Source organism: Pseudovibrio sp. Ad5, from assembly GCF_001623095.1.
GTDB lineage: Bacteria > Pseudomonadota > Alphaproteobacteria > Rhizobiales > Stappiaceae > Pseudovibrio.
Window position 1 is genome coordinate 262833 of record NZ_LMCH01000063.1, and the last position, 25540, is coordinate 288372.

A 25540-nucleotide genomic window follows, 5' to 3' on the forward strand; every position below is an offset into this window, starting at 1 on the left:
CTTGCAGGACAAGAAGAACAAGGAGTTTCAATTGAACATTTCCGCAGCCCCTCTGTCTTTTTCTGAGGCAACATCGGCAGATATTGCAGAGCTGGTGAAGCAGCATGCGCCTGTTATTCGGTTTGACGACAAAGAACCTTTCCTCCCGTCAGCACTGGGCTATACGCTTTACGATCAGGACGGCTTATCCGTCTCAAGTGCCCAGAAAATAAAACTAAACGGCGCTGCACTTGCCATTGAGTACGCCATCTGGTGGGACTGGGATATCCAACACCTGTATGAGCTGGAGTACATCTGGGTTTACCTCAGCGAAGCTGGTGAGGTGATGCGTGTTGAAGGCAGTGCCCATGGCTGTGCGGGAGAATTGAGCACTTGGGACCATCAGGTGCCGCTGGAAGAAGGGCGGGTAACCCTTTATTCTGAACCGGGAAAACACGCTTTTGCAGCGAGTTCTGAAGCGCTGCGGGCGAACTTTGCTGTGACTTGCATCTGCTGTGGTGAGCGGGCGGGATCAGGCACCATTCTTGTGCAGGATATGTTTGCCGCAGAGCTGGCTGACTTGAAGCCTTATGATCATCATGTCGCTCGTAAGTATATGGAATCTAAGGCGTTCAAACCGTCTTATCAATTCGATCAAATCTTCGATCTACGCTCTGTTGAGATGATGCCCTGGGAAGAGTTGAAGGCTTCTGTTCCGTCTCGGGTTCGCTCTGTTCTGGCTCAGCTGCGAAAAGAGGCGAAAGGCGTGAAGGCTGTGTTCCTCGACAGCGGGGATACTTTGATCGACGAGGACTCCCAGATTTTCGTTGAGGGGGAATTAGTGCTCTCTGCGGAACCTATCCCGGGCGGGGATAAGCTGGTGGACTGGCTCAAGGAGCGCGGCTACATGGTTGCGCTGGTTGCTGACGGTCTGGTGGAGAGCTTTGAGAATGTCCATAAGGCTATGGATTTCTGGCATAAATTCGATGCGCGGTCGATCTCAGAAGCCGTTGGTTGCCACAAGCCGGATCCGCGGATGTTCCTTGAAGCGGTCAAGCTTTTGGGGTTGGAAGAAGCGGACCACGCTGGCTGTGTCATGGTGGGGAATAACCTTGAGCGTGATGTGGCCGGCGCCAACCGCCTGGGGATGACATCTGTCTGGATCAACTGGACACCGCGCTATCCGACAGAGCCAGCAAATGCGGATGAAGAGCCGGATTACACAATTGGCCTTCCGCACCAGCTTCTGGATGTGCTCGAGGAGATCGACGTGAAGGCGTAAGGCACTGTATTAACAAAGTAATTCTTGAAAAAGATAAAGCCGTGGGATTGCTCTCCTGCGGCTTTTTTTGCGTTTAGACTCAAGATTGTCAGAAAACAGCATTCCTCTACATCATTGTTTCCATTGCGATTTTTGCTGCCTTCTTACCGCTTAGGTGAGCGCCGTGAACTGTCCCGTGGTACTGGAAATTTGTGTGTTCTCCGGCTAGGGTCAGGCATCTGCTGACAGGTTCGGATAACACATTGAAATCATAGGGATTACAGCCAACTTTGGCGTAGGAGAAAGCACCTTTTGTGTAAGGATCCTGCGACCAGCGGGTTGCGATGTAGTGACGGGGATCAGGCGTGTCCGGGCCGAACATGGTGCGCACGGCTTTCATAGCATCTTCAAGCATATAGTCGTGATCCATGGTCTCTATCATGCGGGAATAGTTGCCGAAGCTCAGTGCGGTGAGTACGTTTGCGTCGATAAAGGGCTTATGATTGAGGAAATAATTCCAGCGGCCCTGAGTTTGCGTCATTAAGCCAAAATACTGTGTGTTTTCAGGCCAGTGGAGCTCGTCAAATTTCATCGCAACTTTTGTGACGTCTCCCATACCAACGCGTTCAATTGCGTTCCTATGTATTTCGGGCAGGGGCGGAATGAACTCGATGTCCTGCGCCTTGAGCACGCCGAGTGGCACCGTGACAATCACGAAATCACTCTCAAAAATTTCTTTGTCCGTTTGAACAAAGACACCAGCGCGATCATGGTACGCGATGCGGCGCACCGGTTTGCCGGTGAGTATTGCGATCCCATGGGTGAGAGGTTCCAAAAGCCTGTCGTACCCGTCTACCAAAACCACATCTTCACCGTGGAACATGTCATCCTGATTAAAGTACATGGCAGAAAGTTCGTTGACCGGACTGCCCGTATCAAACTCGGTGTAAGCGGATGTCATCCACTTGAAGATCGGGTCACGAGACATTTTTGGCGCCATATGCTCAAGTGCCTCGGAAAGGGGCATATCTTTTGTCATGCCGGAGCCAATCAGATCCAGCATCTGCCGGTGCTCCTGTCCCATCTCGGAGATCATCTGATTAGAAATTTTTTTGCCTCTGTGGTTGAAGACGGCAAAGTTGGAATCTTTTGTAACAAAAGTTTTCTGGCCGGATTGCTCCGCAAGTTTCATGATCGGATTGTCTTCAGGTCCATGGATCCAACCGGCCCCTTCCTCGATGGGAACACCGAGCGCCCGGTTGGTGCGGATGCGGCCGCCAATCTTGTTGCTCGCCTCCAGCACCAGCACAGTGTAGCCAGAATCCATCAGCTCGCGGGCCGCTGTCAGGCCCGCAATGCCAGCGCCAATAATGATCACACTCTTGCCGCTGGATGAAACGTTTGGCTTGTTGAGGTTCAGATCAAACAGGCCGGCAACAACGACGGAAGAGGCTGAAGTTTTAAGGAAATTCCTGCGGTTAAGGCTGCTACTGCGGGGGCGAAAGACCATTGGAAACACTTTGGTTTGAAAGAGGTGCGCCTGCAACCTTGAGGTGTTTTATCGCAACCCACAAGGGAAACTCAGGGACAGCCCTAACAAACCGAGAAAGCGTTTTGGGAGATTCAAGCAGCTAAGAACACACTGCGTTCATACGAATACGCGCAGCATGCATAATTATTCGATGCTGCACGTATTCCGCGCCGAAAACCGGTGTTTATCTTCGGATTTTGTCCCTAGTTATGCCTGGTCAAGTCGCAGCATTCCTGCCAGAGTTCTGCATTGTTCCGGACCTTCAAAATCCATGAAAGTGGAATGCCTTTGTCGGTATCCAAACCATGTACTGCGCCAAGAACTGCACCGATCAAAATGGAACGGCCAGCGCTGTCTCCACCTGCCAAAATGTTGGCTTCAATCGCTTCACGATAAGAACCTGTGTTCCTGAGGATGTGGAAGCTCAGCGGCACACCCATGCCAAGGTGACAGGCACGGCCTGTGTTCTCACCGTATGCCACAGGATCCGTTTCTGATGCAGAAAGAGCAGCCAAAAGCTTTTCTTGAATATCAGGATGGGCGGCATCAGCTGCAGCGGACAAGGAGCTTTGCAAGTCTTCACCGTTCACAACGCGGTCCAGAAGATCGGCAAACATAAAGCCGTAAGCGACGGATTCTTCATTGTCATTTGTGGAGCGGATAATCGCTTCCACCTGATCCTGCATCTGCTCGCTCTGCTCATAGGCGAACAGCACGGCCGGAATCTTGGAGAGTGCAGGGAGCTGATCATCATCTACGCCAGAAGGGGTGAGCTTCTCATTAGCAATGTTTTCCAGCGTACCCCGTGTTGGGCGGTCAATATAACCGTTATAGGTGCCACCAGCGCCAAAGTGAGCCGTAAAAGCCTGCTGAAACTCTTCCATCTTCAGGTGTTTGTCGTGAGCCAGCAAGTGCTTCAATGCCAGATGAAGGTTTTCACCGTATTGGGTGAACTGGCCGTCCTGCCGATTGGCATGAGCGAAATAAGCTGGCACGCCCTCAAAGTAAGATGGGGTCAGCGGCACGAAAGCAGCAGAGTCATCGTGCTCCTGCGTGACATGATGGATGCGATCAACATCATAGAGCCAGTGCAGCCCCAGCGAGGCGGCGTCCGCAACAAATGCACCAAGAAGGCTATGGGCCTTAAACGCTTGCTGACTCATACAATTCTCCATTCCGATAGGATCGGGTTCAATCATCACTAAAATTTTGATGAGATAATAGGGAGAGGCTCGCCCGTCGAAAAGCCCCTTCAACCCATTGTGATTGATGTTGGCAATGCTCTGCTACGCTTTTGCACCAGCTGTTGGTTAGGTGCTTGAGGCCAGAGCGCTTTGGCTGGAGAAGTGAAGGAAGGTCATCTCTGTTTCTTGATAGTCACTGGAACGAGTCTCATAGGCGGCGTTGGTCAGATCAGAGATTGTCTTTGTCCAGAATGCCAGTGCTCCAGTGTTTTTGGGTAGCACGCGAACTTGCCAGTCTCCCGGATGCAGCTTCAGGCAGGCTTTCAGGGCCGCTTGTCCCAAGCTTTGCCGTGTGAACTTTCCAAGCACGAAGAACTGGCCCATGTCGATCAGCGTGGTGTTATAGGGATACTGCCGCACCAGCGCAAAACCTGCGATCTCACCAGCCTGCACTATGAAATAGGGATGGTGGTCGGCTTCGCGGAAGTAAGCAAGCACGATGTTCTCATCAAACTCAAACCCGCCCGATGCAGAAACCGGCCAGTGCATGTATTTGGACATGTCGTAGAGGTAGAGCTGAAACATATTTTTCAGCACAGGCACATCCGCCAATACCATCGGCTTCAACTCAACAGACATAACCACCCTCACATGTCAGAGCTACTCAGCAGAGCAATGCATTAGCACTGAATGAGGACTGGCGTCGAGCGGTTGTGATGTTGGAATGCCCGCCTAACTGCGGAGTGGCGTGACTTTGCAGACGATGGGGCGGGTGGGTTCGAGGAAGAGGACACCTTCCGGCTCTACTTTGTCGGCGTTGAGAATGTCTATGTCGAACCGGGTAACGAGGTTTGCCAAAATGAGCGTGCCTTGGAGAATGGCGGAGCTTGCGCCGGTGCACATGCGCAGGCCGCGTCCAAAGGGCAGGAAACTCTTCATGATGATGTGCTGATCTTTGCGCATATAGCGTTCAGGATCAAAACGGTCCGGATTGAACCAGTATTGCTGATGTCGATGCACAATCCATGGGGACACTGTAATCTGCGCACCTTCCTGCAAGTCCAGTTTACCCAGTTTGATTGGTCTGCTGGCGCGACGGGTCAGGTGCGGAATAGGCGGGTAGAGCCGCAGGATTTCGCGGAAGACATTGCGGGTGTATCTGAGGCGTGAAAGCTGCTCGAACTGAATGTCGTCTTGCCCACCCACTTTGCTGACCTCTTCACGGATCTTTTGCTTGGCCTCAGGGCATTGGGAGAGAACAAAGAACGCCCACATCAAAGCTGCGGCTGCCAGCTCCTGACTGTTCAGGATTGTGGTGACGTGGTCCACGATTTGCTTGCGAGTGAAGGGGATATTGGTTTCTGGAGAGCGGGCGATGAGAAACTTATGTAAGAAGCTGTGATGGGAAAAGCTGTTGTGCTGGATATTGCCATCAATCAGCATACTGACCAGATATCGCAGTTGCTGGGCCGCATACATGGCTGTTTGTGGCAGCTTGGGCAGCTGCCAGGCAACACCTTGTTCTGCCGTCTCACGGATCACCTGCGAGATGCGCTTTTCAAAGTCACGGGCATGGGAGTTGATTTCGTTGAACACATCTGTCGGCAGCTCGTTGGAAAACAGCATTCTGTAAGCGATGTCTGCATTCAGGCGTCTGAGCAGCAAAGACAGGTCAATCACCCGGTTTTCATTTTGAATTTCTTCGCAATAATCTTCGAACCGGTTGATTGAGTTCTGGATGTGCTCAAAATTCACCTGCTGGGTGCGCATGGTACCGATGGGCCGGATCATATCACGTTGGTCCACACACCGGTTGTTGCTCGTCACAATCGGATGATCGCCCAGCAACGGGCGCAGCAATTCAATCATCCCCTCGGCTTTGACGAAGATCTCGGGTTTCTCTTCAAAAATTACGGAGATGAGGTCCGGGTCGTTGATCAGGTAATTGGGTTGCTCTGCCGTGGAAATGTCAACGATATCTGCTTTGTAAAGTTCTTCCGGGAGGTGCCTCAGGAGGTTTGTCTCAACGCCATCAAAGTCCCCCGTGCCTTCAGTGTATGGGTGAGGTGCCGGAGGGCGATATAAGCTGTTGTTTGTATCCATAGAGCCTGACTCGATTGCATCATGATGGTCACATCGAGGGTCCTCGCGGGAAATGACCCGATGCGCGAGTGTAGGCATTGCCGCTTTAATAATTCGCTGAATTTAATGTCGGATCATACTGAAAATACAATGCAATTACTGGTGGTTTTGGTGAGATGATGAAACCACGGCTCTGCATAACTGCCATGCGCTACGGTATCTTGACAGTTTGACTTGATTTCATATAGTTTGACCTCAAACAAAAATTAGAGATAAGTGCATGAATGTTTCCCCACGGACCTATGGCTACCTGCTGCGTATCAGCATTTCATTCTTCATGAGCATTATGATGTCATTTGCCATGCTGGTGCTGAACCTCGGGTTTGTCGAAAACTTTATGGCGCTGTGGTTCAAGTCGTTTTCTGTTGCCTTCGCGCTTGCTGTTGTTATCAGTTCACTGGTCTTTCCCCTGGTGATCGCCCTGCTGTCGAAGCTTGTGAAAGTATGTGACGAGCCTGCCGACCTGCAGGAAGTGACAGAAGGCTGCTAAGCTCCGTTTTTCAAAAAACAAAGCACCTGACCTAACTGTGATGCAAAAAGGAGTGTCCCTTGCTTTTTGCATTTGCTTTGTGATGCATCACAGTATACGTGCAGTATTGATGTCGATTGGCATCCAAGAATTCTTTTCAGCACATTTCCTCCCACTGTATTCGCTTTCCGGTTCGCCTCGGTAAGCGGATTTGTGCTGCTAACAAGGACACAAAATGGCTCAGCTCCTCGGCAAGCGAAACATGGGTATCGCGCTTACAATCCTGTCTACGCTGATCTTCGCGATGCAGGATGCGATCACCAAGCAGCTCGTATCAGACCATCCGGTCTGGTTCATCATGATGGTGCGCTTTTGGGTTTTGCTGGTGATTGCGGTTGGCTGGGCCATGATCAGTGAGCAAGGGCTTTATAATGTGGTGCGCACCAAACGTCCGGTGCTTCAGATTATTCGTGGCCTTCTGCTATTTGCAGAAATCTGCCTGATCACCTTCGCCTTCAGCATGCTGGGACTGGCCGATGTAACGGCAATTTTTCAGGCCCATCCGCTGATCGTGACGGGACTTGCGGCTCTCTTCCTTGGCGAGACGGTTGGCTGGCGCCGCATTCTGGCAATGTTCTGCGGCATGGCAGGCTTGCTGGTGATGCTGCAGCCGGACGGCAATATCGGCGGTTGGGGCGCTGTGGTGGCGCTGGCTGCCTCGGTCAGCTTTGCGCTGTATCAGTTGTTTACCCGTGTTGCGAGCCAGGATGACAGCGCGCTCACGTCATTTCTCTATGTTGGCATCGTGGGCACAGTTCTCTCCACCATCATCGGCTCTCAACACATGATGGCGTTTGATGAGGTGGAATGGGCGCTGCTGCTCGGCATTTGCGCAACGGGGACCTCCGCACACTTCCTGCTGATGAAGGCACTTTCGCTGGCACAGGCAAGCGACATTCAGCCGTTCAACTACCTTCAGCTGGTCTGGTCGATCCCGATCGGATTCCTAGTGTTCTCAGACCTGCCAATCTGGAGCACCATTCTCGGTGCAATCATCGTGGTGGGTGCAGGCCTGTTCTCGCTGTCTCGCCAGCGTATCCGTGCGGCTGAGAAGGAAACGGGAGTTGAACCTGAGACCTCAGAGGAAGTGGCTGCGCGCGCCGACTAACGTGTCGCGTGGTTGCTGCGCAGATTAAAGCCGGTTGCCGCGGGCCAGAAACCTCAGGACATCACCATTGGTGGGCCAGCTGCGATACCGCGGCGCCCGGTCATCCGGCGCTGGTGGGCAGTCGTTCTTGCCGAGGAAATGGGAGGCCACGAGCTTCCCCGTCTTGCGGAACAGGTCAAGGTTGGTGCGAAAGAGCGTTCTCTTTTCCGGCACCACAATCGTTTCCGCCAGCACTTTACCCGCATCAATCTTTTGAATGCTCTCATGCAGGCTGAGAGTGAAAGCCTGCTCATTCTCCAAAATTGCATGAAAGACCGGATCCGGCCCTTTGTAGATCGGCAGTTTACCGGGATGGATGTTGTAGGTCTTGCCGGAAAACCGTTCGTAAAATGCCGCGTTCAAAATCTGCCCCAGATGAACCGTCAGGATCAAATCCGGCTTACAACGCTCGATAAAGTCGAGAGTCTGTGGCGCGCTGGCGTTATTTGTTGGTAAAACAGGACATTGCAGGCTATGAGCCCAGGTCCGCATGCTCTTCCATTTGGGAACATGTGGCATCCGGTAGGCTGGCTTTGTCACGGCACCCAGGTATCCGGCATAGAGCGGACCGGAGCGGAGCATCAGGTCCATATAAGCCCGCCAGTCATTGCGCTTGCCAGATACGGCGGTGCACTTCACAAGGCCACAGATCTTGATTTCCGGATATGCCAGCAAAGAATGTAAAGCAGCATCAGTGTAAACGCTGGCGTTGGAAACAAGACAAATCTGCATGCATACTCCCCAATTGCATAGTGTGGTCGTCAACTACATAAAGTAATCGTAGGTGACGCCCATTTTCCGTGCTTTTTCCATCCTTGGCGGCTCTACCCGTTTCAGGCGTTGCTCTGCGTAGGAGGTGGAGAGGATCTTTTCTGCTGTCCCCTTTGCCGCAGCTTCCAGGCCAGCCGCATTGTAAAGTGACCCGCGCACCTGAATGGTGGTTTTCAACGCATCGATAAACTTGCGGAACACATCTGGCTCCGGCGGTGTTGCTGAGCGCCAGAACGTCTCCCAGTCGCCCTGATGCGTCAGGCCGTCCATATCGTAAATCGTTGGCAAAATGCAGCAGGTCGGTACACCATATTCAAGCGCTTCAATGCCGGCAGAACTGTTGATGGTCAGCATCCCAAGGGATGGTTCAGCAAGTGCTTTGATCGTCTGCCCATGAATGAGCTGCGTGCGCTCTTCAACACCATGCTTCCGGCTGGCCTCAACAATTGCCCGAGACAGCTCTTTGAAGCGGTATTCCAGCGGATGGCTCTTGAGCAGCAGCAATGTCCCTTCAGGCGCATTGCGTGCAAAAGAGGTGATGACCTTCTCAATTGCCTCATAAATGCTGGCAAAGGGAGAGTGATCCCGGATCTGAAAATCCCCATTCAGCTGCAAGGCAAAGAGATAATAAGGTGTGCCGCTTTGCTTCAACTGGTTCCAGATAACATCCGCTTCCTGCTTTCGGCGCTTGGCCTGCAGGCGAGCCTTGAGCCAGCCACCATAAACCTGCACACGAGATTCCGTGCGGTGATTGTGGTAGTGCGGAAACCTGCGGGCATGAACTGCGTTATAGAATGTGAAACCGAGCTCTTGCAGTACGATCTGCTTATAGCTGCCAGGATAAAGGACGGTGGGCGTGTCATCCGCCTGCTGTGTCTCCAGCGCCATCAGATCCTGCTTGTTCTGCGGGAAATGCGAAAGCGCAGAACAGCCACCATACTCGACTGTCATCCAATCCGGACGCAGATAGCCAAGCTCGGTTGCAATGATGGTGACGTCCAAGCGCTTGGCAACGCCGATGGCCACTTTATGGTAGTAGCGCCGGTCTCCATGAAGCAGAATATCAGTGACCCCATGCGCAACAATCAAGGCTTCCAGAAAAAGAGCCCAGTTCTCAGCAGGTTCAGAAAAATGGATGGCTTCTGTTTGCTCCCAGTCATGGACATCGCTGCCACAAAAATGGACCTTAAGCGTCTTTGCGCCCAGTTTCTCCAAATGGTGTGCAGTGCGGGCGTAGTATTTGGAAAGTGGACCTTGCAGCAGCAATATGCAGCGCTTGTTTTCTGAAGTCATTTGTCACTCCAGTAACAATTTTCCGGGATGGGAACGCCAGCAGCTTTGGCTTGCGCCAGACGCGGTGGCGTTTCAACAAACGCACCATGTCCGTTGACACCATCCTCCATCATACGTTTCACAAACTCTTGCGCCGCGATCTTCCGACCTTCGGGATTAAAAAAGCTTCCATGAACTTGAATGGTGTGCCCCATAAGCTTTTCCAGGTCGTGATAAAGGTCAGCATCCGGTAGAGCTGGTTCCCTCCAAAAGTCATCCAGAGACCGCTGGTCCGTCAATCCGGCAATATCATAGACAGCAATACCCATGGCTTTCACTGGTACGCCGCTTTTCAGTGCTTCCATGCCAACCGTGCTGTTCACCAACACGCACCCGCGCGAATGCCTGAGCAACTGATTTAGATTGCCACCATCAATAATGATTGTGCGCTCCAAACAACCAAACTCCGCAGCAATCTCGCGAATGACTTTCGGCCAGTTCTCAACGTTGTTGTCAAACGGATGAAGTTTGAACACCAGTTTGCTTGCAGCTGACGCGCTTTGCGAAAACGTGCTGTAAAGCTCGCGAATGAAACCGGACAGATGTTTGTAGTGGGAGTGATGCCTGATCTGATAATCGCCCTGCATTTGCATGGGAACGACAAAATACTCGGCCTGCTCTTTTATGAGCGTGTTGATTGCTTCTTCCGCTTCCTGCCCAAGCCGCTTCTGGCGCATCAGACGTGGAATATAGCTGAAATAGTCCCTGAACGGATGATAGTAGCGATCTCGCTGATAAAACGGGAATAGATACGGGAAGAAGATCGGAATCAGGTTGCAGATGACCTCATTGGTTGCCTCCTGTAAAAACGCATGCGGAAAACGGCTTGCAGCTTTCAGCTCAGGCAAGTCAGCGGCGCTTTGCCTTATCTGTGCCGGATCATTCGGAAAGTGTGAGTACACTCCCATGCCACCGCGCTCCAGTGTGATCCAATCCGGGCGCATATAGCCAAACTCATAGGCAAACGTGCTGATGCCCCGTTGCATGGCAACATCATGCGCTACCCGGTGATACGGTCGCCGATCCGCATAGTACAGAATGTCCGTGATGCCATTCTCATCAATCAACCGCTCCAGCTTGCTTTGCCAGTTCTTCAACCGCGCCCAATAAGCTTTCGCCCCCAACCCAACGCGAAAATACCAGTCACTGAGAGAAAAATTAACAATGGTGTACTTGACCTTGCGAGCTTCAAACTCTTCAACAAGCGCCCGACAAAAGGCAGAAGGGTGGGATTGTAGAATAAGAACTGATCGAACTGACATAGTGCCTATACTCAACTACTTAAGCTGATTTTTGCGATGCTGAGCAAGCGCTTCGTTAACAGAATCATACATAGTCAATTCGCCTTCATGCAGCAGACAGGCGGTATCGCAGAGCTTTTTGATTGTCGCTTCTGAGTGCGAGATCATGATGATGTTGGCATGTTTGAGCTTTGTCTCAAAAACTTTATCACATTTTCTTTTGAACCGAGCGTCGCCAACAGCAGTAATCTCATCAATCAGATAGCAATTGAAATTGATGGCCATGCTAACACCAAAAGCGAGGCGTGCTTTCATACCACTGGAATATGTTTGAATGGGTAATGCCATAGACGGGCCAAGTTCAGAGAAATCCTCTACAAACTCAATCATACGCTCAGTGTCTTCGCCATACATTCGAGCAACGAAGCGAACGTTTTCAATGCCTGTCATCTTCCCTGCGAAGCCGCCTCCAAAGCCAAGAGGCCAGGAAACCTTTGCGTTTCTTTTAATCTTGCCGCTATCAGGTAGCTCTGCTCCAGCAATTAACCTCATTAATGTTGATTTACCAGCTCCGTTATGACCGAGAATACCAATATTTCGTCCTCTTGGAAAATTCGTTGTCAGACCACTTAAGACAACCTTTTCGATACCCTTCAACCGATAAGTTTTTCGAACGTTTTGAAATTCAATCATTAGAAGGACTTCTTTCGATACAAGCGTTCTCCAAAAAAGCCAAGCAGAAGTAGAATTATGACGCAAGTCAAAAGATAAGATTTGCTTAGGATTACACTGTTATAATTTCCATAGTATCCTTCCCTAAACCATTCGATCCCATGCAGTATTGGATTCCATGAAAGCATTTTGACAATATGATCCGGGAAATCACTCGGGACATAAAAAATACCTGAAAGAAAGAAGAGTGGTCTGCTGATGATCGATTCTAATTGCTTCCAAGTTGGCCATAATCTGAAAAGAACTGCATTAGTAGTTCCAGCTCCAAGGCCTAAGAGGGAAAGTGTTAGGAAAGCTGTTGCGCATTGCTCAATATATTTAGGTAACTGAGCATCGACACCTAAAATGATTAGTGAAAAAAAGACCGAAATAATCATAATGTAAGTGAGTGTAATGAGAATATACTTGGAAATTATAATATCAGTCTCATTTATAAGTGGGTAACTCAGAAGGCCTCTACTAGAGGTCACTGCTGTCATTAAAGAGCTAGCTAGTTTTGAGTACGTTTGAAATGGTAAAATTCCGGTTGCGAAAAACAACGCAAAACTGGTTCCAAATGCTGGTGATCTTCCTACGCTGGAAAAAATCAGGACTAGCACTAGCGTACTCAAAGCAGGGTTAACGATTGCCCAGAAGTAGCCAAGTTGTGTATTGCCAAAAGCGGTCCTAGTTTCACGCAATACTAATGCGCCAATGACACGTACTTGAATTTTTAAAACACTGTCCATAGAAACCAACTACTTGAGGTGGTCACGAATAGAGTAAACTATGACTGTACCAAGTGACCAAATAGCGGCTAATACAAGGAACAAAATGAAAGAGTTGATTAGACGTCGAGGGTAAATCGCTTCTTGAGGTTTTGAAGGTGGATTAAAGACCGCAAGATATCTTTGCTGTCGATCCGCTTCTGCTCTCGAACGTTCTAACCCAGCCAGCGCAGCAGTATAAGCCTGTTGAGCAAATTCTTGTTCTACTACTAACTCTTCATAATTCGCCAACAGAGCAGATAGAGAAGATAATCGATCTTTACTTTTCGAGGAAGGCTGAATATGAGCTGGACCCCGACCGCTGATTTCGTCTCGCTTGCTAAGAATTTGCTGTATTAATACTTCTTCTTGTTTGCGCAATTGGCGAATTGTCGGAGAACTCTCATCTATTGTTCCTACGAGGGTAGCAAGACGCGATCTAGTATCTAATAATTGTTTTTCTAGACCTGCGATTAGTTCTATTTGTACTTCCGCATTCTTTGTTGGATCGATAGAGCTTTCTGCGCTGCGAAAATCCTTCATTCTCATGCGAATAATCTTTAGCCGTAACTCGGAGCGATGAACTTCTTCTTCGGCAAACCTGACTGCATCTTTTCTAGCGTTTTGAGAAAGCGTATTCACTAACTCTGATCCATAAGTTAGGACATGAGTAGCAATATCTTCGGCCATCTCCGGAGTAAATGCCTGTACTTCTACTTCAATAATGCTAGATGTATTATTAAAACTGGTCGAAATCATTCCCTGCCAATAAGCTACTAATTCCTCTATTGAAATATCAGCGCCTAGCTGATAGATGAAATCTACATTTTCTTCACCAAAATGATCAATTACACCAAGATCTCTATTAAGACGTTCGACAACCTCTCTGCCTTGCAAATAGTCCATCAAGATAAATGAATCAGTAGTTGTTGTACCAACGCTAGCAAGTCCGGTGAGTGCGCCAAGAAAATCGCCTCCGGCAGAGGTGCCGTCCATTCCACGAACAGAAAAGCCAATGGTGGAAGAGTATCTATCAGACGCAATCAACAAAAAGTAAGTTGCGCCTAATATGGTGGGCAAAATAACCATTAGTGCAAAAGAAACTGCTAGTAATTTGCGACGTAAATGCTGCGGCCTTAGTCCCCGAAAGTTGAACAAATTATCAGTTTCAACTAGCTTCAGCGGATTGGGTGTATCTATTGGCAGAGGAACAACCGACGCAACTTTCTTAGATAAAGATTTACCTTTAGTACGAGATGCAGCAGATTTTACTTTAGTTAATTTTTGTTCCTGCTTGCTCGTCTTATCATCTGAAACACTCGTCGATACAGGACGAATTGCGGCCACTTTTGCAGTTGTCCCTTTTTCCATGTTGAGTCTTCACCTTTTAAAACGTGCAGGTTGTCGTCTGGCATGCGCCTGCTTTACTTATCAGAATTAATATTAGCAACCGAGCGAATCATACCACGGTAATCTGAATTGAGAAGGGTGTTTCCTACTTGATACAAATTTAAGATATCATATCTGTTTCAATGCCCTTGCACTTAAAATGAACTTGCTGTTTTCCCAATAGCTAACGTTCCACTTAATATCTTAATAAACTTACTTAATTCAGCACCATATGCGTTTGAAACATAAACAACGTCTTTATCCCGAAGAGAAAAAAGCTGCCCTTTGAAGTAGGATCGTGCATCTCTCATGTTCAAACGATAAATCACAGGAACCTTGCCCGAGCTCGTTCCAAGGTACTCAGACCTCAACTGTGAGATAACTTGTGGATCTTCATAGCGGAAAACAAAGAGACCCTGAGAATTTGCTGCATTCTGATCTAAACCACCGATACGGCCTAATGCTTCGACGAGTGAAACATTGGATGCTTGAATCGGGTGCTCGCCTACCTTAGGCACGGCCCCAAAAGCTGTAAAGGTTTGGGGATCATGTGTAACGAAAATTCTATCTCCTGGTCGAACATAGACATTTTCGTCTGTCGTCTGGAAAACAGTGCTGAGCAGTTGCTTTGCTTGACGTCCGTTGCGCGAAATCGACACATAGCTCTCAGTGGCAGGAGATGCGTTACCGCCTGCGTTTGCGACAACGTCGAGCAAACGCTTGCCGCTTAGATCCAAGGGATATTGACCTGGTTTCTTAACCGCACCATTCACTGTGACCAAACTGCTAGCATTTTGCTTTAATGTAACAATAACCTGTGGGTTAGTAGCTTTGCGATCAAGCGCAACCTGGAGCGCTTCTTGAAGCCGCTCGACAGATTTTCCACGCGCATTTACCTTCCCCACATACGGAATGGTGATTGCACCGCTTTGGTTGACCATGAATGGGCCAAGCTCGACACCGCCAGCTTGTCCATTCGGTGTGAATAAACGGTCGTTGCCCTGCTCCCAAACGACGACTGAAACAGTGTCACCAACGCCAACGATATGCTTTGGCGCCCACTTTCCGCCTGTGAAGACTTTTGACAAGCCATTCGGGTGATAGGCTGAAAGTACTGATACAACCGAATCATCAAGATCAATGAGATGATAGTCAAAGGGTTCCGTGCGTCGATCAGAAGAGGCTGCCTGGATCTCTGAAGACACTGGACCAGCTGAAGGTAGCGCAGCGCAGCCGGACAAAACGCCCAAGACTGGAACAATGACGGCAATGGATTTTATGAAACCTGAAGTTACTTGAGCTGACCGCACCTCAGTCGAATTGGAAAATAAATTCATAAAACGTCTATCCACTTTACCGCCGGATCAAAATACACCTGTCAAAAACATCCAGCTTGAATGAAGAGATTAATATCTCAAATTGAGATAGAATTCAAATTTAGTAATGGAAGCGAGCGCAACTACCTGTTGTTTTCTTTGGAGAAAGTTGGACTTCTGATGAAGTCTGGAGAATCTAGGTTGCACGTTAACTATCTGTTTGCCAAAACATATGAAATACGCGTTGTTTGGAGCCCCTTTATTATGTTTTCTCCGAGATCGATTCTCATCACAGGTGCCAGCTCCGGGTTGGGGAGGGCTTTGGCTATTTCTTATGCAGGTGAAGGCGTAACTCTTTGCTTGACTGGGAGAAATGAGGAGCGGCTGTTTGAGACTGTGCGTGAGGTTGAGCGAGCAGGGGGCATTGTGTTCTGGAAAGCGCTTGATGTTTGTGATGCGGTGGCTCTTCAAAACTGGGTTGAAGAGTTAGAGCGGCACATGCCTCTCGACTTGGTCATCTCTAATGCAGGTATCACAGGGTCACATGAGGTTGATGGCGCTGTCGAGACGGCTGAGACAGCACATGCTCAGATTGCGACTAACTTAGGGGGAGCTGTCAATGTTTTGACAGCGGTAGCACCATTTATGCAGCAGCGTAAAAGCGGTCGAATTGCGTTGATCAGCTCGTTGGCAGGAATGCAGCCGATATCCGATGGGCCTGCCTATGGGGCCTCAAAAGCTGGCGTGATCGCGTATGGTGAAGCGATGCGGGACCACCTTTATAAGTGGGGGGTGTCGGTATCTGTGATTTGTCCGGGATATATTCTGACGCCGATGGCCGATCAATTTAAAAGCTGGCGGCCTTATGAATACACGGCAGAGGAAGCTGCTTCTTCAATAATGAAAGCGATTGCACGGAAAAAGGCGTTTTACGCGTTCCCATGGCAACTGGCGCTGAGTATTCGTATCGGAAAGCTGCTGCCCTGGAAACTGCGCAGATTGGCAAATCAGCGCTTTAATTATCAGCGCTGATTTAATTTCATATCACTAATTAAGCAGACATAACCTGTTGAATTGAAATAGGATTACTATCGTAATTCGCTATTTCTTCGTTCACCAGTTCGATCGCCAGATCTAATTGCTCTTCAGTATGTTCTGACGTGATGAAGAAGCGCAGACGAGCTGATTTTTCTGGAACTGCCGGATAGATAATTGGCAATACATTGAGCCCGCGATCGAGCAAACGCGCAGCCAAAACAGTCGCCTTTAATGAATCGCCCATCATGATCGGAACAACTGCACAGCCTTGGCTGACACCAGTATCAAGACCTGCAGTCTGAGCCTTCTCAAGGAAATATTGCCCGTTTGATTGAGCTGCCTGTACCCGGTGAGGCTCTGCTTCGAGGAGGCGAATGGCTTCACAAACCGCTGCTGCGATTGGTGGGGCAATGCCGACACTGAACACGAAACCTGAGGCTGTGAGTTTGAGATAGTCAACCAAATCACTGCAGCCAGCGATGTAACCGCCGCACCCAGCTAATGTTTTGGAGAACGTGCCCATCCAGATATCAACATCTCTCGGGTCAACCTTAAAGTGCTCGGCGAGGCCGCGGCCTGTCTCTCCGAGAATGCCGATGGAGTGTGCCTCATCGACCATGAGCCAGGCACCGTATTTCTTTTTAATCTCAATCAGACGTGGAAGATCCGGGTAGTCCCCGTCCATTGAATAAACGCCTTCAACCACGATCAGTGTACGCGGGTGTTTATGGGCGCGCAGCTCCAGAATGTTTTCCAGTGCCTCGAAATTGTTATGGGGGAAGGATTGCCGAACAGCACCAGAAAGCTTTGCGCCTGTGACGATGCTGTTGTGAATGTAGCTGTCATGAATGATCAGATCATCCGGCTGCATCAACTGGCCAATGCTGGTGACGTTTGTTGCATGGCCACTGACAAAAGCAACAGAACTTTGAACGCCGTGCATCCGAGCAATGAGCTTTTCAAGCTCGGTATGGATTACACGCTCGCCAGCAACAACCCGGCTGGCACTGGCTGAAATGCCATAGTGGTCGACGGCTGTTTTGGCAGCTTCCTGGACCTTTTCATGCCCATTCAATCCGAGATAATCGTAGGAGGAGAAATTAAGGTAAGTTTCTCCGTCAATCAGTGTCGTTGCCCCTGCGCGTGCGTCATGCGCACGGAAAAAGGGATTGTTGATCTGCAACAGATCCGCCGCTGCTTTCTGAAGACGAATTTCCTTAAACCCCGGAAGGTCAGCAAATTTCGGAGCTATTGCTTTATCAGCTTGAGGTTTGGCAGCCTTCTGCTTTGGAAGCGCAGACTTCGAGCGCCTGACAGCGCTCAAAGCATTCAACCGGTCGTCTTTGCTTAGTTTTTTCTTGTCTGATTTGGCCATTAGTTCAAAAGTCTTGCTGTTTTGTCCTGATGAGTATCTAGGATTTCGCGCACAGTTGATTTTTGAGCGTCATCCAGATCATCGGAAAGGTGTTGGCTGGCCAGAACGTTGTGAGAGCCATCCTCAGCAGAAGCCTCTCCACCTTCGCGTTTGCGAAGCTTCTGTAGGATCTGCGCAGCAAAGTCATCCAAACACGTTCCGCCCGAAATAGATACCAGCGGAATCTCCAGATTGAAGCGTTTCTGAATTCCCATTCTCAGTTCAAGCCCCATCAAGGAGTCCATTCCAAACTCCGCAAGTGGGCGTTGATGAGAAATGTCCTCTGCTGGTAGGCGCAGGATGCGGCCAATTTCACCGGCAAGAATATGAGCGACAATCTCTTTGGCCTCTGTATCCGACTTGCCTTCAATGAGAGACAGAATATCGGTCGCACTGTCGCTGTCTCCATCCGTATCGCTGCGGCCAACGATTTCGCGGAAGAGCGGCTTGCTCAACAATGATAAAGATTGATGAGCTGCTGCCCATGCAAAACGGCCAATATGAACCACTGCACCTGGTGCGGACCCGTCATCCTGCTCCATGGCAAGCTTGAGAATATCCAGACCCTCACGAGCCTTAATGGTTGCTTCACCCAGATGCCTGGAAAGCTTGTCGGAAACCTCAGCATTTCTGGCAAGGAAGCCCACATCGCCGATGGCACCCCAGCCGACAGCAATTGCAGGTTTGCCAGCTTTACGGCGGGCTCTTGCAAGTCCTTCGAGATATCCGTTGGCAGCGACGTAATGAGACTGGCCAGGGTTCCCGATCAGGGTGGTTGCAGAGGAGAACAGGATAAACTGGTCCAACTCGTCCTGACGTGTCAGCTCATCCAGCAGACTTGCACCTTGAATTTTTGGCTCAAGCACCTTGCGGAACCGCTTCTCGTCCAGCTGTTGGATAATGCCATCATCCAACACCATCGCAGCATGGGTGATGCTCTTGAGTGGTGCGGACTGGCGCAGTTCGCTCAGCAAGCCGTGAACAGCTGTTCTATCTGTGACATCGCAGCTCACCGCGGAGACAGTTACGCCTTTTTCCGCCAAGGTCTCAAACAGTTTTTCGTGTTGCTCGCTCACCTTTGCAGACCGGCTTGTGAGTGTAATACGCCGTGCACCATTATCAGCCAACCAGCGGCAGATTTCCAAGCCAAAGCCACCAAGACCGCCGATCACCACATGATGACCATCCTGAGCAAATTTGAGAGAGGTACGCTCTTGCGGAACTTTAACTTCTTCAGGTTTTGGTGGCGTGATCAGGATCTTGCCGATGTGCCCGGACCGTTGCATGAGCCGGAAGGCATCCTGAACATTGCGACCCTCAAACACGCGGTGAGGCAATGGCGTGAAAGTACCGTCTTTGATCAGCTCAAAGACATCTTCAATGAGCTTGCGTGCCAGATCACTATCATGCAGCAGGATCTGATCCAGATCGATCCCAAAGTAAGAGACATTGCGACGGAACGGGCGCAAACCGATCTTGGTGTTTGCGTAATAGTCTCGTTTGCCAAGCTCAAGGAACCGGCCAAACGGGCGTACAATATTGATGCTTGCTTCCATCGCTTCGCCTGCAAGCGAGTTCAAGACTGAATGTACGCCTTTTCCATCAGTAAGTTCCATGACCTTGTCAGGGAACTGCAAACTGCGAGAATCAAGAATATGATCGGCACCGAGCAGACGAAGGATCTCTCGTTTTTCTTCAGACCCAGCGGTGGCAATGACCTTAGCGCCCACATGCTTTGCAATTTGTAGTGCTGCAAGACCAACGCCGCCTGCGCCACCGTGAATGAGAACCCATTGATCTTCTTTGAGTTCACCAAGATGGATGAGCGAGTAATAAGCGGTCAGGAATGCAACTGGATAAGTCGCAGCAGAGACAAGATCCTGACTTTGGTCCAGTTTCGCCACCGCAAATTTAGGACAGGTGACATAGGAAGAGTATCCACCAGACGTAAAGGCAACTACTTTGTCACCAACGGACAGGTCGCCAGCATTCTCACCAGTACGTGTAACAGTACCTGAAATTTCCAGGCCAAGATTAGGCCCGCCATAACCGTCCTCAAGTGCTTCTTCTGGAAGCATGCCCAAAGTCCACATAACATCACGGAAGTTCAAGCCAGTCGCGGCGACTTTAATCTCAACATGGTCCTCAGATGGCTCAATACGTTGCTGTCCACGCCAGTTTAAATGGTTGAGGGAACCTGCCTCTGAGAAGTTCAGCTCAACATTCTCTGCAGGTTTCCAGGTGGATTGGCCAAACCCGGATTTAACACGTGAAACTATTCGGCTTTTTGGCGGCTGATGGAGTTCATTCTCTATATTCTGATAGAGAACGGCCTCCAATATGTCGGAGGCAATACCTTCGACACCTTTTTCAATGCAAACATCGAGGGTAAGAGGTGTCAGTTCTGGAGCCTCATTGCCAAGAACACGTGCAAACGTCCAGGCGGCACTTTGTGCGGGAGCTTCGAGTTCAGCGTTATGACCGCTGCCACCTGGAGCGACAAGTGCGAGTTGACCAGCTAAGCCCGGATAAGCCTTTACGAGGCCAACACAAGTTGCACAGCGCTTCATGACTTGGTCAACAGGGGCGTCACCGGCCTCTGCCAGACCATACAGATGGATGATGGTTTTGAGTTCAGCATCAAGGAAAGCAGAACCAGCAAGCGCGGACTTCCAACCGCTGGCTTCATTTAGGTCGAACTGCCCACTATCTGCATCCAGAATCTTGATATTACAGGCTGCTAATCTCTCATCACTCTGTATAGCCTTCGCAATTTCCTGCTCCAGCTTTGAGTTACCTGCCAGAATGACCATGGCCTTGCTCTCAGGCAAATCGGCCTTTGGATCAAGCTGCTGACTTACGTCTACAGGTTTTGCAGTCGCATTCAGCAAAACAATGGATGCACCTTCTTTGAGTGCCTCAATTGCGATCGGAGCATTAAATGATGTTGAGGTAAACTGATTCAGCCAGTCATTGCTGGTTTTCAGCGGACCGACTGGATACTCGTCGGAAATTGAGCTGGCAAACCAATCTTCAGACAGACCAAAGGCTACATCATGGAAGACATCTGAAAGCGGTTCGATCGCAAGGAACTGTCCGCCTTCTGTCAGTGATTGCCCGAGCTTTTCGAAAAGGTTTGCTTCGCTCTGACATGCTTCGTGAAGAAGACCTGATGATACAATTACATCGAATGGTCCCTGTTCTAACGCAGCATCCCAAGTGTGATTACTATCCAGATTGCTCGTATCAAATACAGTGATGTTAGGTTCATCCAAAACACTGGCAGACAAACGCGCGGCGCTTTTGTGATTGCTGTCAGCGATCGAAACTTTTGTTACTTGGCTAGGGAGTATCTGCTGAATATCTTTTGCCAGATTCAGCCCTGAACCGCTTAGATCCAGTACATGAAGCGGTGTGTCTGTGTCCCAGGTTGCAAGCGCGGCTCTGAGCCATTCAGAGATGCTTTGGCTGCGTATTTGTGCTTCCGGAGAGGAGTACCAGTATTGCTCGAGCATCGCACTGGAATGCTCAAAATCATTGCCCTCAAAACTATCAAGATCAAGGCTATCGAGAACGAATTTGCGTGTGGTTGCAAGAATGGTTGCAGCGGCGATGTCTTGCGGGCTTTCTTCCAGCACACTCTCAACCAGAAGATCGAAATCAGGAAGCTCAAAATCGCTATTCAATTCAAAGCGATTTACCCCGCATTCCGTCGCTGCTCCAGCTTCCTGAAGGATCGTCAAAAGAGTGACGAAATACCGACGATGATTATTTGGTAAGTCCTCAACCGAAACAGTCTGTTCGCCATCTGCAAACTTTGAGATAATATCAAAGGCTGTTCGTTGTGCCGCCGCATTTAGTAGCAGATAAGCTTCACGCTCAGCTTCATCTTCAACAGTACGGAACTTTTCAGCAACGTAGTCTTCAATTGCCGGGAAGTTATGGTTGAGTTTTGCAACTGTGGTCGCTGGGTTTCGCTGCAGCTCTGCTTCGACGCGATAGATCAGGTCAGATGGGTTGTCTTTGCGGCCCAGTTCAGTTGCACGGAAGCGGCCTCCGGAAATCGCGATAATGACGTTGTCATCTTCATCGAAAATCTGGAAGTCTGCTAAAATAGAGAGTTCAGAGGCACGCTTAACCTGAATGCGAACATAGGCTGGGGACGCGCCTGTTTGATACTGGCGAACCTTATCAAAGAAAATTGGAACATACGCTTTTGGGCGACTGTTCTGGGATGTTGTCTCCCTGAACAGCGAGAGCAAGCCATGGAAACATCCATCAAGTTCAGCAGGATGAATGCCGAAGGAAGAAACCTGCTCTTCATGTTCAAGTGCAGACAAGTGCACGATGAATGTACCTGCATCTACCTGAGAGACGTTTTGAGTGCGTTGGAAACGTGGCCCAAACTCAAGTCCGTATGTGAGCGCCGCTTTGTAAATTTCCTCACCGGTGTTGATGAGCTGGGCCGCTTCAAAGTTGAGTTGAATGTTTGGTGCTGGAGTCTCCAGTTTTGCAACCCTGCCGACGGCATGCAGCGTCCAGTCATCTCCGCTCAGGCGCATGCGGCTGGAAATTTTAACAGTCCCAGTTTCCTCGGAGATTTCGGTTTGAACTTCGGTCAGATATTCGTCGCTCAAAACGAGCGCTTGCAAAATATCCATAGACCGCAGTTCTACAGCGACACTCCCATAGAGAGCGGAACCGGCAGCAAGAGCCATTTCAACATAGCCAGCCCCAGGGAAAATCATTTGTCCGTTGATGACGTGATCTTCTAGAAATGGAACTGTGAAGCGGTCCAGATGAGTGGTCCAGACGTTATAGGTGGCGTTAGGGCGCCAACCTAAAAGCGGATGATCTCCACCCCTGAATATGCCCATATTGGCCTCACCGCTGTTTTCAAAGCGGAAGCTTTTATTTTGCCAAGGGAGGGGGAGCAGATTAACGGGTTCATCCGGGTTCTTGCCGAAGAGTTTATCCGTATCAACATTGATGCCTGCAACAAAAGCACGGGCGACGAGATTGATAATTGGGTCTGTTCCACCAAGTTGCTCGTTCGAAAGGCTGGAAAGTACAGATCCTTTCCCGCCTTTTTCAGCAGCGACCTGGCGTAGATAACTTTGCAGGATCGGTTTTGGGCCAATCTCGATAATCGTTTCAGCGCCAAGATCAAGAGCGGTCGCAACGGCCTTGGAGAACAATACTGGCTTGCGAAGGTTCCGCCACCAATAGTCCGCATTGAGGTCCTTGCCATCTGAGACTGCCCCAGAAACGGTCGAGATAAATGGCACCTGCGCAGACTTGGCAGTCACAGTCCCGACTGCATTACGGAATGGATGTTCAACGGGCTCAATTAGCTGGCTGTGGAAGGGGTAATTCAGCGCGACTTTTCTAAAGGCGACATGGTTGGCCCGTGCAAACTTCGCAAACCCGTCTATGTCTTCTTTTGTACCAGATAAGCTGACGGATTTCGGACTGTTCTCCGCGGCAACTTCAAGGGAGACAAATCCACTTTTGGAGATTAGCTGTCGGGCTTCATCAGCAGGGAGAACGAGCGCTGCCATGGTTCCGTGGCCCGCGACGACTTCCTGTTCTGCTGAACGATGATAGACCAACGCTACAGCAGCATCCAGCGTGAGGGCGCCTGCGACATGTGCTGCTGCAACTTCGCCAATACTGTGACCCAGAACCATGTCTGGTTTTAATGCGTAGTCCTCAAGCGCCTGACAAAGAGCAACCTGAACCGCAAACAGCAATGGCTGCGCAATGTTCGTTCTTTTCAGAGCATCGTCAAGTGTCTCACTGAACAGTTCGGTTTTTAGGGACCAGCCAGAAAGGTTTGTGAAAAGCTCATCAACTTTCTCAAAAGCAATCTTGAAGGTCTGGTTGGCAACATAGGCATCGCGGCCCATGCCAGCCCACTGTGCTCCGTTGCCAGAAAACGCGAAAGCGCACTTGCCTGGGTTTGTAGCTTTATTGGAGTAAATGACGTTTGCATTCTTCTGACCGGATGCAAAGTCAGACAAGGTAGCCCTAAGAATCTCAACATCAGTCCCAGAAAACACTGCTTTTTCCGGAAAAATCCGTTTGCGATGAAAGGCCGCCGCACAAATCTTCTGGTTGCTTTGCTCTGTCAGAACCCCATCACGCGCATAACCACTTGCAAGCTCAACCAGTGCTTCCTTTGTCGGCGCTGATAAGAATAATGAGCTTACGGTTTTGGGCTGAGTGAGTTGCTCGACATTATCTGTCTTGATTTCCGGATCTTTGAGAATGACGTGCGCGTTCGTTCCGCCAAAGCCAAACGAGTTCACTCCGGCATATCTCGGGCTCTCACTACGTGGTAGCTCTACACCTTCGCTCGCGACATGTATGTTGAGCGCGTCGAAGTCGATGTCTGGGTTTGGTTCGTTAAAGTGGAGACTTGCCGGGAAATGATTGTTCTGAAGTGCCAGTACAGACTTTGCCAGTCCCACCAGCCCTGAAGCTGGTTCCAGGTGGCCTACATTGGTTTTAACTGAGCCGATCGGAAGCGGTGCGCGTCGCTTCTGCGCAATAGTGCGACCAATCGATACCGCTTCTGCAGGATCTCCAACACGGGTCCCAGTGCCATGAGCTTCGACAAATGCAAGCTGATTAGGGTCGATTCCATGTGCCTTGTAAACACGGTCGAGAAGATTTGCCTGCTCGACATCCGATGGAAGCGACATGCCCACGGTACGACCATCTGAATTTACATCGACGGCAACAATATCTGCGTGGGAGCGTTGACCTTTCCAGCGCGGTGCGTCTTTTCGTTTGATGACAAGTACAACACCACCTTCTGAGCGTACATAGCCATTGCCACCCGCATCGAAAGCTTTGCATTGCCCATCAGGAGACAGCATAGTTGCCTGCGCGAAACCTACGAAAGGAAAAGGGCTGGCAAGCACGTTGACACCTGCGACAATGGCACAGTCAATTCTTCCAGAGTTCAACGCACGATAGGCTTCGTGGAGTGCAACTAGAGAAGACGAGCAAGCAGTATCGACAGTAAAACTTGGGCCTTTAAGGTCGAATATATAAGAGAGGCGGTTTGAAATAATAGAAAGCGTATTGCCAGTCATAAAATGACCGGTTGCTACATTAGGGTCGAACAGGCTTTCGTTGGCATAATCAAGCGCAGATGCCCCAACATAGACGCCCACATGATCACCAGCTATTGTATCTGGCGAAATGCCTGCGTCTTCAATAGCTTCCCAAGTGAGCTGCAGCAAAATACGCTGCTGAGGATCCATTTGTTCTGCTTCTCGGGGCGAAATGCCAAAAGCTGTAGGATCAAAGTCCCACAAATTATCTAGGACACCTGCTTTAAAAGTATACGCTTTGCCGGGTTCTGAAATGCGCGGATGCAGATATCTAAAGTGTGACCAGCGATCAGCAGGGATTTCGGAGATGCTATTCCGCTTTGAACACAGCAGATTCCACAACTCTTCCTTGCTTGAAGCTCCAGGAACACGAACAGATAGGCCAACAATTTCCAACACGCAGCAAAACTCACTCAAATTAGGGAACAACATCCAGAAGTGTGATGTTTGTATCTAAACTTAAAGTTCCATATATAACTTAGAGAGGAATGTACTTTCAAAAAAAAATGCTTCAACAGATATTTTTGGAGGAGTTAATGTAAGAGTGAGAATTGTTACCTCTGTGCTGTCGTTTTGTAAATTGTCGTTGCTTGGATCTTTAGTGTTTTGGTTTCTTAGATGTAGTTTATTTGTACTTTATATTTACTGTTCATTGAGCGTTTCA

Annotated in this window: 17 protein-coding genes; 4 read left to right on the forward strand and 13 right to left on the reverse strand. The window is 49.6% G+C overall.

Going from position 1 to position 25540, the window contains the following annotated elements; translation table 11 throughout:
* Positions 1–31 precede the first annotated feature (31 nt).
* Positions 32–1261 carry an HAD family hydrolase gene (locus PsAD5_RS20890; RefSeq protein WP_063293607.1) on the forward strand — a complete coding sequence of 410 codons (1230 nt, stop codon included), beginning with the start codon at positions 32–34 and terminating at the stop codon, positions 1259–1261.
* 106 nt (positions 1262–1367) lie between these two features.
* Here PsAD5_RS20890 and PsAD5_RS20895 read toward each other — a convergent pair whose 3' ends face one another.
* The 4 genes from PsAD5_RS20895 to PsAD5_RS20910 all read right to left on the reverse strand — a co-directional run bounded on the left by PsAD5_RS20895 (position 1368) and on the right by PsAD5_RS20910 (position 6058).
* Complete coding sequence (locus PsAD5_RS20895) at positions 1368–2750, reverse strand: flavin monoamine oxidase family protein (RefSeq protein ID WP_063293608.1); 1383 nt, start codon at positions 2748–2750, stop codon at positions 1368–1370.
* Between the two features lie 224 nt (positions 2751–2974).
* Complete coding sequence (locus tag PsAD5_RS20900; RefSeq protein ID WP_063293510.1) at positions 2975–3934, reverse strand: ADP-ribosylglycohydrolase family protein; 960 nt, start codon at positions 3932–3934, stop codon at positions 2975–2977.
* Between the two features lie 147 nt (positions 3935–4081).
* Positions 4082–4594, reverse strand: coding sequence for a GNAT family N-acetyltransferase (locus PsAD5_RS20905; RefSeq protein WP_063293511.1), 513 nt, complete (start codon positions 4592–4594; stop codon positions 4082–4084).
* Between the two features lie 93 nt (positions 4595–4687).
* Positions 4688–6058 carry a cytochrome P450 gene (locus PsAD5_RS20910; RefSeq protein ID WP_063287678.1) on the reverse strand — a complete coding sequence of 457 codons (1371 nt, stop codon included), beginning with the start codon at positions 6056–6058 and terminating at the stop codon, positions 4688–4690.
* A gap of 259 nt (positions 6059–6317) precedes the next feature.
* Here PsAD5_RS20910 and PsAD5_RS20915 point away from each other — a divergent pair, with 259 nt between their 5' ends.
* Both PsAD5_RS20915 and PsAD5_RS20920 read left to right on the forward strand, forming a co-directional pair.
* Positions 6318–6587, forward strand: coding sequence for a DUF2798 domain-containing protein (locus tag PsAD5_RS20915; RefSeq protein ID WP_057461061.1), 270 nt, complete (start codon positions 6318–6320; stop codon positions 6585–6587).
* 214 nt (positions 6588–6801) lie between these two features.
* The gene (locus PsAD5_RS20920) at positions 6802–7734 is read left to right on the forward strand and encodes a DMT family transporter (RefSeq protein WP_063293512.1); all 933 of its coding nucleotides are present in this window, start codon (positions 6802–6804) and stop codon (positions 7732–7734) included.
* Between the two features lie 24 nt (positions 7735–7758).
* Here the strand turns inward: PsAD5_RS20920 and PsAD5_RS20925 are convergent, their stop codons facing one another.
* From PsAD5_RS20925 to PsAD5_RS20955, 7 genes are all read right to left on the reverse strand, one after another.
* Positions 7759–8505 carry a formyltransferase family protein gene (locus PsAD5_RS20925; protein WP_063293513.1) on the reverse strand — a complete coding sequence of 249 codons (747 nt, stop codon included), beginning with the start codon at positions 8503–8505 and terminating at the stop codon, positions 7759–7761.
* Between the two features lie 33 nt (positions 8506–8538).
* Positions 8539–9837: a capsular biosynthesis protein gene (locus tag PsAD5_RS20930; RefSeq protein ID WP_063293514.1), complete on the reverse strand. Its 1299-nt coding sequence runs from the start codon at positions 9835–9837 to the stop codon at positions 8539–8541.
* Positions 9834–11138: a capsule biosynthesis protein gene (locus tag PsAD5_RS20935; protein WP_063293515.1), complete on the reverse strand. Its 1305-nt coding sequence runs from the start codon at positions 11136–11138 to the stop codon at positions 9834–9836. Before PsAD5_RS20935 ends, PsAD5_RS20930 begins: the two co-directional genes overlap by 4 nt.
* Before the next feature lie 15 nt (positions 11139–11153).
* On the reverse strand, positions 11154–11810 hold the full coding sequence (locus PsAD5_RS20940) for an ABC transporter ATP-binding protein (RefSeq protein WP_063293516.1): 657 nt from the start codon (positions 11808–11810) through the stop codon (positions 11154–11156).
* The gene (locus PsAD5_RS20945) at positions 11810–12577 is read right to left on the reverse strand and encodes an ABC transporter permease (protein WP_063293517.1); all 768 of its coding nucleotides are present in this window, start codon (positions 12575–12577) and stop codon (positions 11810–11812) included. Before PsAD5_RS20945 ends, PsAD5_RS20940 begins: the two co-directional genes overlap by 1 nt.
* Positions 12578–12586: 9 nt before the next feature.
* Positions 12587–13966: a hypothetical protein gene (locus tag PsAD5_RS20950; RefSeq protein ID WP_063293518.1), complete on the reverse strand. Its 1380-nt coding sequence runs from the start codon at positions 13964–13966 to the stop codon at positions 12587–12589.
* Positions 13967–14139: 173 nt separating this feature from the next.
* Positions 14140–15321: a polysaccharide biosynthesis/export family protein gene (locus PsAD5_RS20955; protein ID WP_063293519.1), complete on the reverse strand. Its 1182-nt coding sequence runs from the start codon at positions 15319–15321 to the stop codon at positions 14140–14142.
* 159 nt (positions 15322–15480) lie between these two features.
* Between PsAD5_RS20955 and PsAD5_RS20960 the strand changes: the two genes are divergently transcribed.
* Positions 15481–16332, forward strand: coding sequence for an SDR family NAD(P)-dependent oxidoreductase (locus PsAD5_RS20960; RefSeq protein ID WP_208988725.1), 852 nt, complete (start codon positions 15481–15483; stop codon positions 16330–16332).
* Between the two features lie 19 nt (positions 16333–16351).
* On the opposite strand, the gene PsAD5_RS20965 is transcribed toward PsAD5_RS20960, so the two are convergent.
* Positions 16352–17713, reverse strand: coding sequence for an aminotransferase class I/II-fold pyridoxal phosphate-dependent enzyme (locus PsAD5_RS20965; RefSeq protein ID WP_063287687.1), 1362 nt, complete (start codon positions 17711–17713; stop codon positions 16352–16354).
* On the reverse strand, positions 17713–25308 hold the full coding sequence (locus PsAD5_RS20970; protein WP_244272106.1) for a type I polyketide synthase: 7596 nt from the start codon (positions 25306–25308) through the stop codon (positions 17713–17715). Before PsAD5_RS20970 ends, PsAD5_RS20965 begins: the two co-directional genes overlap by 1 nt.
* Positions 25309–25540: the final 232 nt, after the last annotated feature.

Coding starts and splice junctions, on each gene's coding strand:
- PsAD5_RS20910 (WP_063287678.1), bottom strand. CDS start 6,058: ATGGATACAAACAACAGCTTATATCGCCCTCCGGCACCTCACCCATAC.
- PsAD5_RS20925 (WP_063293513.1), bottom strand. CDS start 8,505: ATGCAGATTTGTCTTGTTTCCAACGCCAGCGTTTACACTGATGCTGCT.
- PsAD5_RS20930 (WP_063293514.1), bottom strand. CDS start 9,837: ATGACTTCAGAAAACAAGCGCTGCATATTGCTGCTGCAAGGTCCACTT.
- PsAD5_RS20935 (WP_063293515.1), bottom strand. CDS start 11,138: ATGTCAGTTCGATCAGTTCTTATTCTACAATCCCACCCTTCTGCCTTT.
- PsAD5_RS20950 (WP_063293518.1), bottom strand. CDS start 13,966: ATGGAAAAAGGGACAACTGCAAAAGTGGCCGCAATTCGTCCTGTATCG.
- PsAD5_RS20895 (WP_063293608.1), bottom strand. CDS start 2,750: ATGGTCTTTCGCCCCCGCAGTAGCAGCCTTAACCGCAGGAATTTCCTT.
- PsAD5_RS20900 (WP_063293510.1), bottom strand. CDS start 3,934: ATGAGTCAGCAAGCGTTTAAGGCCCATAGCCTTCTTGGTGCATTTGTT.
- PsAD5_RS20945 (WP_063293517.1), bottom strand. CDS start 12,577: ATGGACAGTGTTTTAAAAATTCAAGTACGTGTCATTGGCGCATTAGTA.
- PsAD5_RS20920 (WP_063293512.1), top strand. CDS start 6,802: ATGGCTCAGCTCCTCGGCAAGCGAAACATGGGTATCGCGCTTACAATC.
- PsAD5_RS20965 (WP_063287687.1), bottom strand. CDS start 17,713: ATGGCCAAATCAGACAAGAAAAAACTAAGCAAAGACGACCGGTTGAAT.
- PsAD5_RS20970 (WP_244272106.1), bottom strand. CDS start 25,308: ATGTTGTTCCCTAATTTGAGTGAGTTTTGCTGCGTGTTGGAAATTGTT.
- PsAD5_RS20960 (WP_208988725.1), top strand. CDS start 15,481: ATGAAGTCTGGAGAATCTAGGTTGCACGTTAACTATCTGTTTGCCAAA.
- PsAD5_RS20940 (WP_063293516.1), bottom strand. CDS start 11,810: ATGATTGAATTTCAAAACGTTCGAAAAACTTATCGGTTGAAGGGTATC.
- PsAD5_RS20915 (WP_057461061.1), top strand. CDS start 6,318: ATGAATGTTTCCCCACGGACCTATGGCTACCTGCTGCGTATCAGCATT.
- PsAD5_RS20905 (WP_063293511.1), bottom strand. CDS start 4,594: ATGTCTGTTGAGTTGAAGCCGATGGTATTGGCGGATGTGCCTGTGCTG.
- PsAD5_RS20955 (WP_063293519.1), bottom strand. CDS start 15,321: ATGAATTTATTTTCCAATTCGACTGAGGTGCGGTCAGCTCAAGTAACT.